This is a genomic window from Streptomyces sp. NPDC002580 (assembly GCF_042889485.1).
In the GTDB taxonomy this organism is placed as follows: Bacteria; Actinomycetota; Actinomycetes; order Streptomycetales; family Streptomycetaceae; genus Streptomyces.
Map to the genome: position 1 here is coordinate 358,911 of NZ_JBIAQZ010000009.1, position 16,469 is coordinate 375,379.

Annotated in this window: 17 protein-coding genes and 1 pseudogene; 11 read left to right on the top strand and 7 right to left on the bottom strand. The window is 73.1% G+C overall.

What is annotated here, in order from left to right; genetic code table 11:
• Window positions 1–278: 278 nt before the first annotated feature.
• Together ACFYW7_RS27550 and ACFYW7_RS27555 are read left to right on the top strand one after the other, a co-directional pair.
• Entirely contained in the window at window positions 279–1,607 is a 1,329-nt protein-coding gene (locus tag ACFYW7_RS27550) for an MFS transporter (RefSeq protein ID WP_389507019.1), read from the top strand.
• A gap of 196 nt (window positions 1,608–1,803) precedes the next feature.
• Window positions 1,804–2,580 (top strand): GNAT family N-acetyltransferase, encoded by a 777-nt coding sequence (locus tag ACFYW7_RS27555; protein ID WP_389507021.1) that lies wholly within the window; start codon window positions 1,804–1,806, stop codon window positions 2,578–2,580.
• A gap of 126 nt (window positions 2,581–2,706) precedes the next feature.
• On the opposite strand, the gene ACFYW7_RS27560 is transcribed toward ACFYW7_RS27555, so the two are convergent.
• Both ACFYW7_RS27560 and ACFYW7_RS27565 read right to left on the bottom strand, forming a co-directional pair.
• On the bottom strand, window positions 2,707–3,588 hold the full coding sequence (locus ACFYW7_RS27560; RefSeq protein WP_389507023.1) for a GNAT family N-acetyltransferase: 882 nt from the start codon (window positions 3,586–3,588) through the stop codon (window positions 2,707–2,709).
• Window positions 3,589–4,058: 470 nt separating this feature from the next.
• On the bottom strand, window positions 4,059–4,322 hold the full coding sequence (locus ACFYW7_RS27565; RefSeq protein ID WP_351122977.1) for a GlsB/YeaQ/YmgE family stress response membrane protein: 264 nt from the start codon (window positions 4,320–4,322) through the stop codon (window positions 4,059–4,061).
• A 163-nt stretch (window positions 4,323–4,485) separates the two neighbouring features.
• On the opposite strand from ACFYW7_RS27565, the pseudogene ACFYW7_RS27570 reads away from it, so the two are divergent.
• Window positions 4,486–4,722: pseudogene (locus ACFYW7_RS27570) on the top strand (amino acid permease); the annotation flags it as partial.
• Window positions 4,723–4,788: 66 nt separating this feature from the next.
• On the opposite strand, the gene ACFYW7_RS27575 reads toward ACFYW7_RS27570, so the two are convergent.
• The gene (locus ACFYW7_RS27575) at window positions 4,789–5,358 is read right to left on the bottom strand and encodes a GNAT family N-acetyltransferase (protein WP_389507026.1); all 570 of its coding nucleotides are present in this window, start codon (window positions 5,356–5,358) and stop codon (window positions 4,789–4,791) included.
• 149 nt (window positions 5,359–5,507) lie between these two features.
• Between ACFYW7_RS27575 and ACFYW7_RS27580 the strand changes: the two genes are divergently transcribed.
• Window positions 5,508–7,043: an AMP-binding protein gene (locus ACFYW7_RS27580; protein WP_389507028.1), complete on the top strand. Its 1,536-nt coding sequence runs from the start codon at window positions 5,508–5,510 to the stop codon at window positions 7,041–7,043.
• A gap of 215 nt (window positions 7,044–7,258) precedes the next feature.
• Window positions 7,259–8,026, top strand: coding sequence for an ArsR/SmtB family transcription factor (locus ACFYW7_RS27585; RefSeq protein WP_389507244.1), 768 nt, complete (start codon window positions 7,259–7,261; stop codon window positions 8,024–8,026).
• A gap of 87 nt (window positions 8,027–8,113) precedes the next feature.
• On the opposite strand, the gene ACFYW7_RS27590 is transcribed toward ACFYW7_RS27585, so the two are convergent.
• Complete coding sequence (locus ACFYW7_RS27590; RefSeq protein WP_389507030.1) at window positions 8,114–8,554, bottom strand: SPW repeat protein; 441 nt, start codon at window positions 8,552–8,554, stop codon at window positions 8,114–8,116.
• 321 nt (window positions 8,555–8,875) lie between these two features.
• On the opposite strand from ACFYW7_RS27590, the gene ACFYW7_RS27595 reads away from it, so the two are divergent.
• From ACFYW7_RS27595 to ACFYW7_RS27615, 5 genes are read left to right on the top strand one after another with little or no spacing between them, the layout of a single operon-like run.
• Complete coding sequence (locus tag ACFYW7_RS27595; RefSeq protein WP_389507032.1) at window positions 8,876–10,201, top strand: NAD(P)/FAD-dependent oxidoreductase; 1,326 nt, start codon at window positions 8,876–8,878, stop codon at window positions 10,199–10,201.
• Complete coding sequence (locus tag ACFYW7_RS27600) at window positions 10,198–10,929, top strand: DUF1365 domain-containing protein (protein ID WP_389507034.1); 732 nt, start codon at window positions 10,198–10,200, stop codon at window positions 10,927–10,929. Before ACFYW7_RS27595 ends, ACFYW7_RS27600 begins: the two co-directional genes overlap by 4 nt.
• Window positions 10,926–12,194: a class I SAM-dependent methyltransferase gene (locus ACFYW7_RS27605; protein ID WP_389507038.1), complete on the top strand. Its 1,269-nt coding sequence runs from the start codon at window positions 10,926–10,928 to the stop codon at window positions 12,192–12,194. The genes ACFYW7_RS27600 and ACFYW7_RS27605 overlap by 4 nt, the downstream gene beginning before the upstream one ends.
• Window positions 12,191–12,316 carry a hypothetical protein gene (locus ACFYW7_RS27610; protein ID WP_389507041.1) on the top strand — a complete coding sequence of 42 codons (126 nt, stop codon included), beginning with the start codon at window positions 12,191–12,193 and terminating at the stop codon, window positions 12,314–12,316. The genes ACFYW7_RS27605 and ACFYW7_RS27610 overlap by 4 nt, the downstream gene beginning before the upstream one ends.
• The gene (locus ACFYW7_RS27615) at window positions 12,313–13,119 is read left to right on the top strand and encodes a DUF1295 domain-containing protein (protein ID WP_389507043.1); all 807 of its coding nucleotides are present in this window, start codon (window positions 12,313–12,315) and stop codon (window positions 13,117–13,119) included. Before ACFYW7_RS27610 ends, ACFYW7_RS27615 begins: the two co-directional genes overlap by 4 nt.
• Before the next feature lie 112 nt (window positions 13,120–13,231).
• Here ACFYW7_RS27615 and ACFYW7_RS27620 read toward each other — a convergent pair whose 3' ends face one another.
• The 3 genes from ACFYW7_RS27620 to ACFYW7_RS27630 all read right to left on the bottom strand — a co-directional run bounded on the left by ACFYW7_RS27620 (window position 13,232) and on the right by ACFYW7_RS27630 (window position 15,312).
• Window positions 13,232–13,984 carry an anti-sigma factor domain-containing protein gene (locus ACFYW7_RS27620; RefSeq protein ID WP_389507045.1) on the bottom strand — a complete coding sequence of 251 codons (753 nt, stop codon included), beginning with the start codon at window positions 13,982–13,984 and terminating at the stop codon, window positions 13,232–13,234.
• A complete protein-coding gene (locus tag ACFYW7_RS27625; protein ID WP_389507046.1) occupies window positions 13,981–14,565 on the bottom strand; it encodes a sigma-70 family RNA polymerase sigma factor in 585 nt (194 codons plus the stop codon). The genes ACFYW7_RS27620 and ACFYW7_RS27625 overlap by 4 nt, the downstream gene beginning before the upstream one ends.
• A 153-nt stretch (window positions 14,566–14,718) precedes the next feature.
• Complete coding sequence (locus ACFYW7_RS27630) at window positions 14,719–15,312, bottom strand: sigma-70 family RNA polymerase sigma factor (protein WP_389507048.1); 594 nt, start codon at window positions 15,310–15,312, stop codon at window positions 14,719–14,721.
• A 112-nt stretch (window positions 15,313–15,424) separates the two neighbouring features.
• On the opposite strand from ACFYW7_RS27630, the gene ACFYW7_RS27635 reads away from it, so the two are divergent.
• Window positions 15,425–16,423 (top strand): MerR family transcriptional regulator, encoded by a 999-nt coding sequence (locus tag ACFYW7_RS27635; RefSeq protein WP_389507050.1) that lies wholly within the window; start codon window positions 15,425–15,427, stop codon window positions 16,421–16,423.
• Window positions 16,424–16,469: the final 46 nt, after the last annotated feature.

Below are 16,469 nucleotides of genomic sequence, written 5' to 3' on the forward strand. Positions count from 1 at the left end.
CGATATCCAGCCGCGCGGGCGCGCGGGCGGCACCGGACTGTGTGCCGCCCGCGCCCTTTTCACCTGGTTCTCCGTCACTTCACCTGGTTCTCGGCCACCTGCGCGACGGGCGCGGCAGGTGGCCGGATTGCTTCCTAGATTGTTGACAAAACCGTTGACACTCTAGAGGTCGACTCCTTAGCGTCTAGCCCATAATCGGGTCAGCCGCACGAGCCGCGTCGACCCGCGTCTCCGATCCCCTTCCAGGGCCCACGCCTCCTGGACGAGAGGAAACAACGATGTCCTCCTCCCTCGCCCTGCCCGCTCGCGGCGGCAGCAGAATGGCCGCACTGGTCGTCGGCCTCTGCTGGCTGGTCGTCCTCTTCGACGGCCTCGACATGTTCATCTACGGCTCCGTGCTGCCGCACATGATGGAGACGAAGGCGCTCGGCATCGACCCGGGCAAGGCCGGTGACGTCGGCTCCTGGGCCACCTTCGGCATGCTGATCGGCGCCCTGTCCTCCGGCACCGTCAGCGACTGGGTCGGCCGCAAGAAGACGATCGTCGCGTCGACCGCCGTGTTCTCCCTGGCCTCCGCGGTCTGCGCCGCGGCCTCGACCCTCGGCGTCTTCAGCCTCGGCCGCTTCCTGGCCGGCCTCGGCCTCGGCGGCCTGCTGCCGAGCGCGATCACCATGGTCACCGAGTACGCCCCGAAGGGCCGCCGCGCCCTGATCGTGGGCTCCCTGATGACCGCCCACCAGGCCGGCGGCATCGTCGCCGGATTCGTGGCGCTCGGGACGGGCGACTGGCGCCTCTCCTTCTGGATCTGCGTGCTGCCGCTGTTCATCGGCGTGCCGCTGGCGGCCAGGTTCCTGCCCGAGTCGATGGCCTTCCTCCAGGCCAAGGGCCGTACCGAAGAGGCCCGCGCCCTCGCCGACCGCTACGGAGTCGACCTGGCCGCCCGCGCCGAGGGGCGCCAGGCCGCCGCCGACCGCTTCAGCGCCCTCGCCGCCCTGTTCCGCGGAGGCCGGTGGGTCCAGACCCTGCTCTTCTGGATCGCGTCCTTCGGCGGTCTCCTCCTCGTCTACGGCGTCTCGCAGTGGCTGCCCTCGCTGATGAAGGCCAACGGCTACAACCTCGGGTCCTCGATCGGCTTCGTCATCGTCATCAACCTCGGCGGCATCGTCGGCATGCTGATCGGCGGACGCCTCACCGACAGGTTCGGAGGCTCCCGCATCTCCGCGATCTGGTTCGGCGCCACCGCCGTCGGGATCTACTCGCTCAGCGTCAAGATGCCACTGCCCCTCACCTACACCGTCGTCTTCCTGACCGGCATGTTCCTCTTCAGCGCCCAGGCGATGATCTACGCCACGGTCGCCCACCGCTCCGAGGACGACAACCGCGCCACCGCGGTCGGCTGGACGTCCGGCATGGGCCGCTTCGGCGCCGTCTTCGGCCCGTGGCTCGGCGGTCAGCTGCTCGCCACCGGCTCGACCACCGCGGGCTTCACCGTCTTCGCCCTCGCGGGCGTCTTCTCCCTGGTGTTCGTCAGCCTGACCGGCCTGCGCCGGGTCCAGGTCGCGTCCCCGGCCCCCGTGCCGCAGCAGGAACTCGCCCCGACCGGCTGACCGGGAGGCGTGGAAACGGCGCCCGGGCGGGGCCTGACGGAGGGTCCGCCCGGGCGTTCCCGCGTCAGGGACCAGCGGGTGCAAGGCGCGCGCCCACCGCGGCGCCTCCCCGTTCCGGGCCGTGCCGTTCCCCCCGGCGGCCCACGGGCCGCGTATTCCCGTTGCCCCGTTCGTCCCGGGATGCTGGAGTGGCCCCATGGATCACAGTGCGGTACTGGCCCTCTTCGACCGGGACATGCGCGAGAGCGCGCGCCCCGACGCGCCCGGCTCCCGGGTCGAGCGCGTCGGCAGGGTGGTGCGCCTGGTCGGCGCCGACAAGGGCTGGAGCGGGGTGCTCTGGTCCGATCTGGACGAGGCGAGCGCCGACGCGGCCATCGCCGAACAGGTGCGGTTCTTCTCCCGGCTGGGGGGAGAGTTCGAGTGGAAGCTGTACGGTCACGACCGGCCCGTGGACCTCGGACAACGCCTGCGCGCGGCGGGCTTCACCGCCGAGCCCGAGGAGACGCTGATGATCGCCGAGCTGAGCGATCTGGCCCTCGACGCCGAACCTCCCGAGGGCGTACGACTGCTGCCGGTCACCGACCGCGCGGGCGTCGACCTCGTCGCCGATGTCCACGAGCGGGCCTTCGGCATCGACGGCACCCGGTTGCGGCACCAGCTGCTCGCCCAGCTCACGGGCGACTCGGACACGGTCGTCGCCGTCGTGGCCCTGGCCGGCGACGTCCCCGTCAGCGCGGCCCGCATGGAACTCCTGCCCGGCGCCCGGTTCGCCGGACTGTGGGGCGGCGGCACCGTCGAGGAATGGCGGGGCCGCGGCATCTACCGCGCCCTCGTCGCCCACCGCGCCCGCGTCGCCGCCGACCGCGGCTACCGCTACGTCCAGGTGGACGCCTCCAGCCAGAGCCGTCCGATCCTCGCCCGGCTGGGCTTCCAGGCACTCACCACGACGACGCCGTACGTCTACCAGCCGTGACCCCGGCCCGCGTTCGCGAGGAGCGGCGGCGCCGCTCCGGCGCCGTCGCCGGGACCTGACGGCCGGGTGTGGGCCGCGCCCGGCACCCGGCCACGCTTCTCCCCCGCGCGGTCCGGCGCACGGGCCTCACAGGTCCAGCCGGTACTCCAGTTCCCGGTGGGTGGGCCGGTAGCCGAGGGCGTCGTTGACGGCGATCATGGGCGCGTTGACGTCGGCCGTGTCCGTGAGCAGGCCGGCCAGCTCCGGGTACCGCAGACGGGCCAGCCTGATCGACTCGGCCTTCATCCACAGCCCGAGGCCGTGGCCGCGGTGCTCGGGCAGGACCGCCGTTCCGTAGTGCTGGGCGTCACCCAGGCCGTCGCCCGGCACGACGAGTTCCGAGAAGCCGACCAGCGAGCCGTTCGAGCGGTCCACCACGGCCACCGTGTGCAGCGCCTCGCCCCGTTTCAGGACGGCCTCGGCCACCGCCACGACCCGCTCCACGTCCCAGACGTCGATCCCGCGGGCACTGTCCTGCATCGGCATGTCGTCCATGGCCCGCCGGGAGTCGGCGAAGGACTGTGCCAGACCGGAGGGGACGACCCCGTCCCAGTACGTCAACCCGTAGCCCTGGTGCGGGCGTTCCGCGATCGCGGTGACGGCCGGGAGGTCGAGCTCCGCCAGGGGGAGCCGCGCGAACGTGAGGGCCAGCACCCGGCGGAACCCGCGCGCCGAGAGGAAGGCGTCGCCGGGGGAGCCGGCCGTGGCCCGGGAGACGAGCGCCACTCGCCCGTCCTCGCGAGCGGCGGCCACGGCGGTGTCCAGGAGCGTGCCGCCCACCCCCTCGCGCCGTTCCGCGGGGTGTACGGCGATCTCCAGCTCGGCGATCCGCTCCGGCCCCTCCTCGGCGAAGGGCCGGAGGGACGCCGAGCCCACCGGGAACCCCTCGGCGTCGGAGGCCAGCCAGAACGGACGCCGGCTCGACGCGGCGGGGTCGGAATCGGTCAACGGCGTGATGCGAGGCGGCAAGGTCTCTCCGTGGCGTGGGTCGTACGGGTGCGAAGCCCGCAGAAAGTAGCCGCACGGGAGCGCTCCGCGCAACGGTTTTCGGCGGACGGGCCACCAGACACCCCACCTGTCCCTCGGCCTGGGCATGTCCGGGCCCGCGAAGGCCCGGCCGACCGGGCATTCGCGCACCCGGGCATTCGCGCACCCGCCCCCTCGCACGGTCCGCTCGGCGCGTCCGGCCGCCACCCGCCCGTCGGCGCCTGCGGGGGATCGCCGCCGTCAGGCCGTGAACTCCCCGTCCCCAGCGGCGAAACGGCTCCTGGCCGGTAGGTCCCTACTGGTGGGTCCCGAACGGCCAGTCCTGACGAGTCCCGGACGACGGTCCCCGAACGGCAGGCCCCGGACCGTCAGTCCAGGATTTCAGCCCAGGACCGTCAGTCCCCGGACGGGTCGGCCCAGGACCGTCGGTCCGAACCGTGAGCCCCGGCCCCTCAGCGCCGCCCCCGTGTCCGGTCCAGTGCCGCGACGCCCAGCGCGGCCAGGCCGATCTGGATGAGCCACTCGATCCAGTCGACGCCTTTCGTGTCGGCGACGCCGAACGCGGCGGCGACCCCCGACCCGATGAACGCGGCCACGATGCCCACCGCGATCGTCCACAGGATCCCGATGCGCTGGCGTCCCGGCACGGCGAGCCGGCCCAGTACACCGATGATGATGCCGATGAGGATGGCACTGATGATGCCCGAGATCTCCATCTCCGCCCCTCTTGTTCGGTCGCCCGTCGCTATGTGTCTGCCCCCCTCCGCGCTGAGCCAGTCCGCGCCTGGGCAGGCATCCCGTGCGGGACCCGGACGTGCTCTGCGCGGCCGCCTTCCGGCCATGCAGCGTTCGGGAATCTGTCGTGCCGAGGACGGTCGGGGCAGCTCGCGGGTGCCCTGCGACGCGGCCCGCGAACGCGTCTTCCACCGCCCCGACGCCAAGCCGCGCCCACGGCACCGCTTCCCGGCCCTGGGGCTCGCCACCATGGGCGTCGTCACGGCGATCGGTTGCCTGCTCGGCCGTCACACCGACCTCGCCGCGCTCGTCCGGCTGCTGACCGCGGTCATGGTGATCGCCCGGGTGCCGGCCCAGGTCGTCGCCCTGTCGGTGCTGCGCGGGGTGCTCTCGAACGGGTGACGCCGGGGGCACTGTCACGGGCTCCGCCGGGCGGCGGCGGGACGGTCAGCCGAGGGGGCCGGCGTTCCGCGGATGGCTCCAGGTCCGCAGGACGACGTCCCGGCCCTTCGCCGTACGGACCACCGGCTCGTCGTCGGCGAGGACGAAGCCCGTCGCCTTGGCCACGCCCTCGCTCGCGGTGTTCCCGTCCTCGATGCACAGGACGATGCGCCGGCCGCCGACGCGGCGGTGGGCGAAGTCCACGGCGAGCCGGACCGCCCGGGTCGCGAGCCCCCGGCCCCGGTAGGCGGCCCCCACGCCGTACGCGAGCTCGACGTCCCGGTCGTCGCCCGTGCCGGGGAAGAGCAGGATCTCGCCCCGAGGCCGTTCACCGTCCGTGGTGATGGCGAGTTGGACGGCCCGCCCCTCGGCGCTCTTCTGCTCGGCCGCCGCGAGGTAGGCGAGCGCCGCCTCGGTGTCGAAGGGCGAGGCCACCGGCGTCCACCGGTCGATCTCGGGATCGTCGTAGAGCGCGACGAGGTCCGCGACGTCGTCGTCGGACCACTCCCGCAGATGCAGCCCCATGCCGTCGATGCGCAGCGGTCCGGGGAAGTCGAACGTCGGTCGGCTGTCCATCCGACGATCCTGACGCGTGTCGTGGGTCCGGGCCAAGGGCGCCTCGCGGGGCGCGGGTACGGCGGTCGCGGCCACTTGGCGGTGGTCCCGGATGCGCGAGAGCGTGGTGGGGCAGAACGTGGACACCGTCCGATTGCCGGGAGGCCGTGATGCTCGTCCCCTTCGGGGCCCGTGATTTTCTGGACCGCGCTGTCACCGTGTACGGCGACCGCGTCGGTGTCGTCGACGAACCGGACCAGCCGGCCGAGCCCTGGGAGGGGCTCACGTACCGGCGCGTCGGTGAACTGGCCCGGGCGCAGGCCGCCGGGCTCGACGCGCTGGGCGTGCCGCACGGAGCGCGGGTGGCCGTCGTCTCGCCCAACAGCGCCAGACTGCTCACCTCGTTCTTCGGTGTGAGCGGCCACGGCCGGGTGCTCGTACCGGTCAACTTCCGGCTGACGGCCGACGAGGTGAGCTACATCGTCGGGCACTCGGGGGCCACCGTCCTGCTCGTCGACCCCGAGCTCACGGACCGGTTCGCCGGGGTCGGCTGCGAGCACCGCTTCACGCTCGGCCCCGACGCGGACGCCGAGCTGTACGCCTTCGGGACCGACCCCCGTCCGTGGCGGCCGGACGAGAACGCCACCGCGACGATCAACTACACCAGCGGAACGACGGCCCGGCCCAAGGGCGTGCAGATCACCCACCGCAACATCTGGGTCAACGCCACGACCTTCGCCTTGCACGCGGGTGTCACCGACCGCGATGTCTATCTGCACACCCTGCCCATGTTCCACGCGAACGGGTGGGGGATGCCCTTCGCGATGGCGGGCCTCGGCGTGCCGCAGATCGCGCTGCGCAAGGTCGACGGGGCGGAGATCCTGCGCCGGGTGGCCGAGCACGGGGTGACGGTCATGTGCGCGGCTCCGGCCGTCGTCAACGCGGTGCTGGCCGCCGCCGAGTCCTGGGAGGGCGAGATCCCGGGCCGCGGCCGGGTCCGCGTCATCGTCGCCGGAGCGCCGCCGCCCACGAAGACCGTCGCACGCGTCGAATCGCTGCTGGGATGGGAGTTCATCCAGATCTACGGCCTCACCGAGACCTCACCCCTGCTCACCGTCAACCGGTCCCGGTCCGAATGGGACGACCTCGACCCGGAGGCCCGCGCCGAGAAGCTGGTGCGCGCCGGTGTCCCCGCGCTGGGCGTCACCCTGCGCACCGCCGCCGACGGCGAGATCCTGGCGCGCTCCAACGTCGTCCTGGAGGGGTACTGGGAGCAGCCCGAGGAGACCGGACGGGCGCTGGCCGACGGCTGGTTCCACACCGGCGACGGCGGGTCGATCGGCGCGGACGGCTATCTGACGATCAGCGACCGCAAGAAGGACGTGATCATCACCGGTGGCGAGAACGTGTCCTCGATCGAGGTGGAGGACACCCTGTTCAGCCATGCCGCCGTCGCCGAGGTCGCGGTGATCGGCGTGCCGCACGAGAAGTGGGGCGAGACCGTCAAGGCGCTGGTGGTCCTCGCGCCGGGGGCGGAGGCCGGCGAACGGGAGCTGATCCAGTACTGCAAGGAGCGCCTCGCCGGATACAAGGCGCCGACCTCGGTCGAGTTCCGGAGCGAGCTCGCCAGGACGGCCACCGGCAAGCTCCAGAAGTACAAGCTGCGCGAGCCGTACTGGGAGGGACACGACCGGGAGGTCAACTGACCGCTCTCCCCGCGGCCGGCCGGCCCCGCCGTGCGGCCCGGCGCTCGCGGCGACCGGCCGTTCCGCCTCGGCCGATGACCTCGCCTCTGGCCCTTCCGCGTGCCGCCGCACCGGTGGGCGCCGACGGCCGGGCCGGCGCGGGGCCGCCCGCCGGCCTTGACATGCAGGTAATTGCCTGCATAACTTTGGGTGTGACATCAGAGAGCGACTCGGGAATGGACCAGGTCTTCAAGGCGCTCGCCGACGGGACCAGGCGACGGCTCCTCGACCGGCTCCACCGGCACAGCGGTCAGACGCTCGGTGAACTGTGCGAACACATCGAGATGACACGCCAGTCGGTGACGCAGCACCTGGCCGTTCTCGAGGCCGCCAACCTCGTCAGCACGGTGCGGCGGGGGAGGGAGAAGCTGCACTACCTGAATCCGGTGCCGCTCCACGAGGTCCAGGAGCGGTGGATCGACAAGTTCGAGCGCCCGCGACTGCGGATGCTCGGCGCTGTCAAGGAACGAGCCGAGGAAGCCATGACCGACAAGCCGAACTTCGTCTACGTCACCTACATCAGGAGCACTCCCGAGAAGGTCTGGGACGCGCTCACCGACGCCGACCTCACGGCCGCCTACTGGGGTCACTCCAATGTCTCGGACTGGCGTGCCGGGTCCCGCTGGGAGCACCGTCGCACGGACGGCTCCGGGGTCGCCGACGTGGTCGGGACCGTGGTGGAGAGCGAGCGTCCGACCCGCCTCCGGACCACGTGGGCCGCCCCCGCGGACGAAGGCGACGCGAGCGCGTACTCCAGCGTCACCTTCGACATCCAGCCGCACGCCGACATCGTGCGGCTGACCGTGACGCACGAGGACCTGCCCGACGGGGGCGCGCTCGCCGACGCCGCTTCGGGCTGGTCCGCGGTGCTGTCCAACCTGAAGTCCCTTCTGGAGACCGGCGGTCCGCTGCCCCAGGAGCCGTGGCTCATGCCGACCCGATGAGGCGAGCGCGGAAGCGGGCCTCCGCGCCGGACGGGCGCCGGGCGTGCGAGCCCGGTGCGGGACCCCGGCGCGGAGCCCCTGCCCGGACTACATCCGGCGGCCGCTCCGGTCCGCCGTGAGCGCGCACATCGCGCCGAGCGCCACCGCGAGGGCGCCGATGATGATGCTGTTGAGCGCGACCCCGGTGTCCGGGCTGCTGCCGACGATCCAGGGCGAGATGATCATCCAGGTGCCCAGCGCGCAGATCGCCCAGCTCAGGCCGTACATCCTTCCCGGTGTGACGGTGAATCCGAGAGCCAGGACGCAGATCGCGATGCCGATGATGAGATTGTGCGGCGCCAGGTCGGGCTGGCTCGTCGTGTAGTGGAGCACCCACGGGGACACGGCGCAGTACAGGCCGAGCAGGAACACCGGCCCGTCCAGGAGCGCCACGTCGCGACCACCGATCACGCGCTCGTACCGCGCGCGCATCTCGGATGCGTCCGGGTGGCTGGTGATGTCGCCACTCGGATGCGAGACATTGGCCATGACTTGTCACCTTCGATCTGTTCCGAAGCCCCGGCCCGGCCGCGCCAGGAACGGTGCGCGTCCGGTGCCGCGTACGACCATTCTGCGCTTATTTATTCTTTATGTGTAGAGATGGCTTCGTATGTGTCGTCATGGGTGATGGCGTGACCGCGCCGCGTGTCCGGGGTGACGTCCGCGGGACGCGGAGCGCCCCAGGTCGGGGCGTCGCCCGAGGGGCTCCGCGCCCGATCCGAGGTCGATCGCGCTCCGGCCAATCCGTCGAGGGCCCAGCTCCGGAATACCTCCCGAGAGCTCCGACGAGGAGCGGGCGGGAGGAATCCGATGAAGCACAGGTCCGCGGACGCGCCGGACGGCGAAACGCGGCGCACCGGCGGGGAACGGCAGGGGGCGCGGCGGCGTACCGCCGTGATCGGCGGGGGAGTGGCCGGTCTGACCGCCGCGTACGTGCTCAGCCGTGAGCGGTCCGTCGCCGTCTACGAGGCGGACGACCGGCTCGGCGGCCACGCGCACACCCACGACCTGACCTCGTCCGACGGGCGCCTGCACCGCGTCGACTCGGGCTTCATCGTGCACAACCACCGCACCTACCCGAACCTGCTGCGGCTGTTCGCCGAACTCGGCGTCGCCACCCAGGAGTCCGAGATGAGCATGTCGGTGCGGTGCGAGGGGTGCGGCCTCGAGTACGCGGGTGCCCGGGGTCCCGCCGGCCTGTTCGCCCGGCCGCGCGACGCCCTGCGGGTCCCCTACCTGCGGATGCTCACCGAAGTGCCGGCGTTCCACCGCGCCGCCCGCCGGCTGCTGGCCGAGGGCGGCGAAGACACCCTCACCCTGGGGGAGTTCCTGGCCCGGCGGCGCTTCTCGCCCTATTTCACCCGGCACTTCATGACCCCGCTGGTCTCCGCCGTGTGGTCCTGCGACGCGGCCACGGCCCGCCGCTACCCGGCCGCCTACCTGTTCCGCTTCATGGAGCACCACGGGATGCTGTCGGTGGGCGACTCGCCGGCCTGGCGCACGGTGACCGGAGGCTCCCGCTCCTACGTCGACCGGCTGGCCAAACAGCTCGACGCGGTGCACACCTCCACCCCGGTCCGGGCCCTGCGCCGCCACGCCGACGGGGTCGAGATCACCACCGAGGACGGCGCCACCGCCTCGTACGACTCCGTGGTCGTCGCGGCCCACCCCGACCAGGCGCTGCGGCTGCTCGCGGACCCCACCCCGCGCGAGCGCGAGGTGCTCGGCGCGTTCCGCTACTCGCGCAACACGACGCTCCTGCACACCGACACGGCGCTGCTGCCGCGTGCCCGCGGGGCGCGCGCCTCGTGGAACTACCTGATGCCGGACTGCGAGAGCGACGCGGACCGGGTCCGGGTGAGCTACGACATGAACCGCCTGCAGCGGCTGGACGCGCCCGAGACCTTCGTCGTCACCCTGGGCGGGGAGGACCGCGTCGACCCGGACCGGGTCCTGGCCCGCATGCGGTACGAACACCCCGTCTACACCCCCGAGTCCGTCGCCGCCCAGCGTCGACTCCCCTCCCTGAACAGTCCGGTGACCGCCTTCGCCGGCGCCTACCACGGGTGGGGCTTCCACGAGGACGGCTGCCGGTCCGGGGTCGAGGCCGCCGCGGCGCTGGGGGTGACCTGGTGACAGGCACCCCCGCCCTCTATCCCTGCACGGTCGCGCACATACGCACCGTGCCCACCCGGTACGCGCTCCGCCACCGGACGTACATGTGGCTGACCGATCCCGACCGTCCGCCCGAACTCCCCTATCTGCTGCGCCCGTTGGCCAGGTTCGACCCCCGTGACCACTTCGACGGCGACCAGCCGAGCATCCGGGCGGGCCTGGACCGCTTCCTCGCCTCGCACGAAGTCGACCTGCGCGGCGGACCGGTGGTGATGCTCGCCCACGCCCGGGTCCTCGGGCACGTCTTCAACCCGCTGACCCTGTACTGGTGTCACGACCCCGACGGCACCGCGCGCTGCGTCGTCGCCGAGGTGCACAACACCTACGGCGAACGGCACGCCTATCTGCTGCGCCCCGACGACAGCGGGACCGCGCGGACCCGGAAGGAGTTCTACGTCTCGCCGTTCTTCCCGGTCGACGGCGCGTACCGGATGCGGCTGCCCCGGCCCGGCAGCCGACTCGACCTGACGGTGCGTCTGGAACGCGAGGGCGTCCGGCCCTTCACCGCCACCGTCCGCGGGACCCGCCGGGCAGCGACGACCGGCGCGCTGCTGAGGCAGGCGCTGCGTCACCCGTGGTCCACCGTCGCCGTGTCCGCCGCGATCCGGGTGCACGGCATCCGCCTGTACCTGCGCGGACTGCCCGTGCAACCCCGCACTCCCCACCGAGCCCAGGAGAACGTGAAATGAGGACAGCCGAGTCCTGCCCCGTCGCGGCACCACGACAGGACACCGACCCGGTCGGCCCGCCGGACCTGATGGCACCGCCGGACTGCTCGCGAACCCGGACCGCCATCACCCGGGTCCTGCTGCGCAGAGCGCTGGAACGACTGCCCCTGCGGGTGCGGTTCGCCGACGGAACCCAGGTCGGCACGGGCGGGCCGGTCGTCGAGATCCACGACCCGGCCGCCTTCCACCGCCGTATCGGCGCCCAGGGCCTCATCGGCTTCGGCGAGTCCTACATGGCGGGGGAGTGGGACGCCCCGGACCTGGTGGCCGCCCTGACCGTGCTCGCGGGGAACGCGGCACACCTGATCCCGGCCCCTCTCCAGAGGCTGCGCGGCCTCTGGGCGCTGCGCCGGCCCGACGGCCAGCGCAACACCCCCACCGGCGCCCGCGACAACATCAGCAGCCACTACGACCTGTCCAACGACCTCTTCGCGCTCTTCCTCGACGACACCCTCAGCTATTCGGCGGCGCTCTTCCGGGGCTTTCCCGCCACCTGGTCCGTGCTGGCCGCCGCGCAGCACCGCAAGATCGACCGGCTGCTCGACCTCGCCGAGGTGGGACCCGGCACCCGGCTCCTGGAGATCGGCACCGGCTGGGGAGAGCTGGCGGTACGGGCCGCCGAGCGCGGTGCCCGGGTCACCTCGCTCACCCTCTCGCGGGAGCAGCGGGACCTGGCCCGCGAGCGCGTGCGCGCGGCGGGGGTCGAGGACCGGGTCACCATCGAGCTGTGCGACTACCGCGAGGCCACGGGGACGTACGACGCCGTCGTCAGCGTCGAGATGATCGAGGCGGTCGGTGAGGAGTTCTGGCCCGTCTACTTCGCCACCCTCGACGCCCGGCTCGTCCCGGGCGGCCGGGTCGCCCTCCAGGCGATCACCATGCCGCACGACCGCATGCTCGCGTCCCGCTCCACGTTCACCTGGATCCAGAAGTACATCTTTCCCGGCGGACTGCTGCCCTCCGTGGAGGCGGTGGAGGAGGTGGCCCGGGCGCACACCGGTCTGCGCACCACTCGGAGGGACGGCTTCGGGGCGCACTACGCGGAGACCCTGCGCCTGTGGCGCGAACGGTTCACCGAGCGGACCGACGAGGTCGCCGAGCTCGGATTCGACGAGACCTTCCGCCGGATGTGGACCTTCTACCTCGCCTACTCCGAGGCCGGGTTCCGCTCCGGCTATCTGGATGTCCAGCAGTATCTGTTCACGAAGGAGGAGACCACTCCATGAGCACCGCCCCCGGGGCCCGTCCCCTTGCACGTGCCGCGACCGACCGGCTCGCCGCACCGGCCGAGGAGGCGCCCGGCGGACCGCGGCCGAGCGTCCGGTACACCCCCGCGGACGAGCGATGAACGGCTTCCCCTGGGGCGCGTTCGCCCAGAACCTCGCCCTCGCGGGCGCCACGGCGCTCGCCGTCATGCTCGTCACCTTCGCCCTCGCCGTCCGCCGGGGCCTGCACCGGATCGTGGACGTCGCCTGGGGGATCGGCTTCACCGCGGTCGCCCTCGTCGGCCTCCTCGCCTCGAACGGGGAGGGCGACGACGCGCGGCGCGTCCTCGTCACCCTCCTCACCTGCGTGTGGGGACTGCGGCTGGCCGTGCACATCGCGCGGCGCGGCCGCGGGCACGGCGAGGACCCGCGCTACGAGGCCCTGCTGGCCAAAGCCCCGGGCAGCCGCGACCTCTACGCCCTGCGCATGGTCTACCTCCTGCAAGGGGCGCTGGTGTGGCTGGTGTCGCTGCCGGTCCAGGCCGCCCAGTACGTTCCCGGGCCCCTGACCGGGCTCACCTGGGCGGGCACCGCGCTGTGGGCGTTCGGCCTGTTCTTCGAAGCGGTGGGCGACGCCCAACTGGCCCGCTTCAAGTCCGACCCGGCCAACCGGGGCCGGATCATGGACCGCGGTCTGTGGAGCTGGACCCGCCACCCCAACTACTTCGGCGACTTCTGCGTCTGGTGGGGCCTGTTCCTGATCGCCTGCGACAGCGCGCCGGCGGCCGTCGTCTCGGTGGTGTCGCCGCTGGTGATGAGCTACCTCCTGATCAACGGCAGTGGAAAGCCGATGCTGGAGCGCCACATGGCGAGCCGTCCGGGCTTCACCGAGTACGCGGCGCGCACCAGCGGATTCCTTCCGCTGCCGCCGAAACGGCGCGGCTGACCGGGCCGGTCGGCCCGAAGGCGTCGCCTGTGGGTCCCCTCCCGCCGGAGGGGACCCACAGGCGCCACGGCGAGCACTCCGCGCCCGCACCGGCCGGTGCGGGCGCGGACGCTCAGGCGGGGAAACTCAGCAGGGCCACAGGAGCGGAGGTGGGTTCGCTGGAGCCGCCGGCCGGTTCCACCGTGATCCCCATCCCCGAGGCGTCGTCGACGGAGCCCTCCATGAGCACCGCCTGCGTGGTGCGGCCAGGATCCATCAGCCCGGCGGGCCGCATGGTGCCCGCGTCGTCGAACCACAGCTGGTAGACCTTGCCGCTCGGCGGCTTCGCCATCCGCGTGCCGACGAAGACGGCCCGGTCCCGGCTCCTGGACACGACGACCGTGCCACGCGCCCCGGACGCCGTCGTCGTCGTGCGCGAGACGGCGTCCGGGGCGGCGAGGACCGCGGCCACGTCGTCCGCGCGCCGCTCGACCCGCCGGGCCTCCTGCCGGGCGTCCTGGGCGCGCTCGTGCTGCCACACCGCCGTACCGCCCAGCGCGGCCGCGGCGGCGACGCAGGCGGCGAGCGCCCACCGGGCGGGCCGGAACCCGCGGGTGCGGAGGCCTCCGGGCACGGAGCGCGGCGGTGTGCGCGGCGCGTCCTGGCGGACCGTGGCGATCCGCCGCATCACGTGGTCCTTGAGCGCGGGGGCGGGCGTGGTGGTGACGGCCAGGCCGAGCCTCGCGGCGGTGGCCGTCAGTTCGCGGACCTCCTGGGCGCAGTCCGCGCAGGCCGCGGTGTGCCGCTCGAACCGCTCCCGTTCGTCGTCCGCCAGCGCGTGCAGCGCGTACGCGCCGGTCAGCGTGTGCAGGTCGGCCGTGGTCACGCGGTCACCCCCAGGCAGTCACGAAGCCGGATCAGACCGTCGCGCAGCCGGGTCTTCACCGTGCCGAGCGGAAGCGCCAGCAGCTCCGCCACCTCCCGGTAGGTGAGGCCGCGGTAGTAGGCCAGGGCCACCGACTCGCGTTGGAGCTCCGTCAGCGTGCGCAGACAACGGCGTACCTGCTCCCGTTCCAGGCGCGCCTCCACCTGCTCGGTCACCTCGTCGAACTCGGGCGTCCGGTCGAGGAGCGCGGCCTTGTACTCCCGTGCGGCCGACGCCTCGGCCGAGCGCACCCGGTCCACGGCCCGCTGGTGGGCGAGGGTGAGGACCCAGTTCATCACCGACCCGCGCTCGGGCCGGTAGCGGGCGGCACTCCGCCACGCCTCGACCAGTACCTCCTGGGCGACCTCCTCCGACTGCGCCCGGTCGCGCAGCACCTTGCGCACGATGCCGAGAACGGGCCCGGCCACGACGTCGTAGAGCGACGCGAAGGCCTGCTGGTCGCCTCGGGCGACCCGGGCCATCAGATCCGGCAGGTCCGGCTCCGCAGACGGGTTTCGCCCGATCTCCACGGCTTCCTTCACGGTGTGGTCCTCCAGGACGCGACGACGGTACGGATGTGATCCGAGGCTGAACGGGCGGCGGATGGGCCCGAGGTCCGGAAAGATCCCGACCGGGGGGTGCATGGGGGCGCGCCGGGCGGCGCGCGGATCAGGCCGCGCCGTCCACGGACGCCGTCAGACCTCCGCCACCGACCGCAGGCAGTCGCGCAACTGGTGCAGTCCGCGGCGGGAGTGGCTCTTGACCGTGCCCAGCGGCAGGCCCGTGCGCTGGGCGATCTGCGTCTGCGTCAGGTCCTCGTAGAACGCGAGGTGCAGCACCCGGCGCTGCGGTGCGGGGAGTTTGGCCAGCTCGTGCCGGACGAGGACACGGTCGAGCGCCGCCTCGGGCCGAGCCCGTGTGTCGTCGGAGAGAACCAGGAGCGCGCCGGCCGCGCCGACCAGCTCGGTGCGCCGGGTCCGCGCGGACAACGCGTCGGCGATCTTGCGACGGGTGATGCCGACCAGCCAGCCGGCGAGGGAGCCCCGCTCGGGACGGAAGCCCCGGCCGCCCCGCCACACGGCCAGGAACACCTGCTGGGTCACGTCCTCGGCCTCACGCGGGTCACCCAGCGAACGCCGGGCCAGCGTGTGGACGAGCGGCGCCCAGCGCCGGTACGCGGTGGCCAGGGAGGCCTCGTCCCCGTCGGCGATGCCGCGCTCCAGGTCCGCCTCCGCGATCTTGTCCGCGGGCTCGGCGGTCGACGCTCCGGCGGTCGGATCTGCGTTCATGGCCACGGCTCCTCGCTCCGGGCACCCGCTGCGATGGGCCCCGTGGACCCATCGTGCGAACAGCGGGACGGAAGCGACAACTCGCATCGTTTCTGCGTCGTATAGTCGCCGTATGGGTGAGAGCCGGTCGGACGAGGGACGGGGACCGGGTACGGGATCCGCCGAGGCCGGGGTCACCACCGGCGCGCTGGCCCGTCGGCTGGGCGTGTCACCCACCACGCTCCGGTCCTGGGACCGGCGCTACGGCCTGGGCCCCGCGATCCGTTCCGACGGACGGCATCGACGCTGGGCGCCCCGGGACGTGGCGATGCTGGAGGAGATGTGCCGGCTCACCTCGGCCGGAGTGGCGCCCGCCGAAGCGGCCAAGGCGGCCAAGGCGGGGCTGGATCCCGCGCCGCCCGAGGTCACGTCCTGGGCCGACGGGGACGATCCTGGCTCGCTGACGTCCGGAGCGCTGCCCCCCGCTGACGCCCGGCAGGAGTGCAAGGGCCTCGCGCGGGCCGCCGTACGCCTCGACGCGCCGTCCGTGGACGACCGGTTGACCTCACTCGTCACCCGGCACGGTGTGGTCGCCGGCTGGGAGGACGTGATGGTGCCCACCCTGCACGCGGTGGGGCGCAAGTGGGAGTCGGCCGGTGACCGTTACGTGGAGGTCGAGCACCTGCTGTCCTGGCACATCTCCCGGGTGCTGCACCGCGCCTCGGGACCGGCGGGCCCCGGAGCGCCGGGCACCGGCGGGGGCCCCGTGGTGCTCGCCTGCGTACCGGGCGAACAGCACAGTCTGCCGCTGGAGGCACTGCACGCGGCCCTCGTCGAACAGGGCCTGCTCACCCGGATGTTCGGCGCCGCGGTGCCCCCGGAGGCGCTGATCGCCGCGGTGCGGCGGCTGGGGCCGGTCGCCGTCGTGCTGTGGTCCCAGACCCGTTCCACCGCCGACCGTCCGCTGGCCCGGCACATCGCCGCCACCACCTGGGGCATCAAGGGCGCTCGCGCCCAGCCCGCCGTGCTCCTGGGCGGCCCGGGCTGGGCCGGCCGCGCGGAGCCCGGCATGCTCAGGCCGCCGGGGCTGCGGGACGCGCTCACCACGCTGCTGGACCTGGCCGAGGCCTGAACCGGTCCGGTCCCGCCGTCGCGCCGCCCCGCGTCCGCGGGGCGGC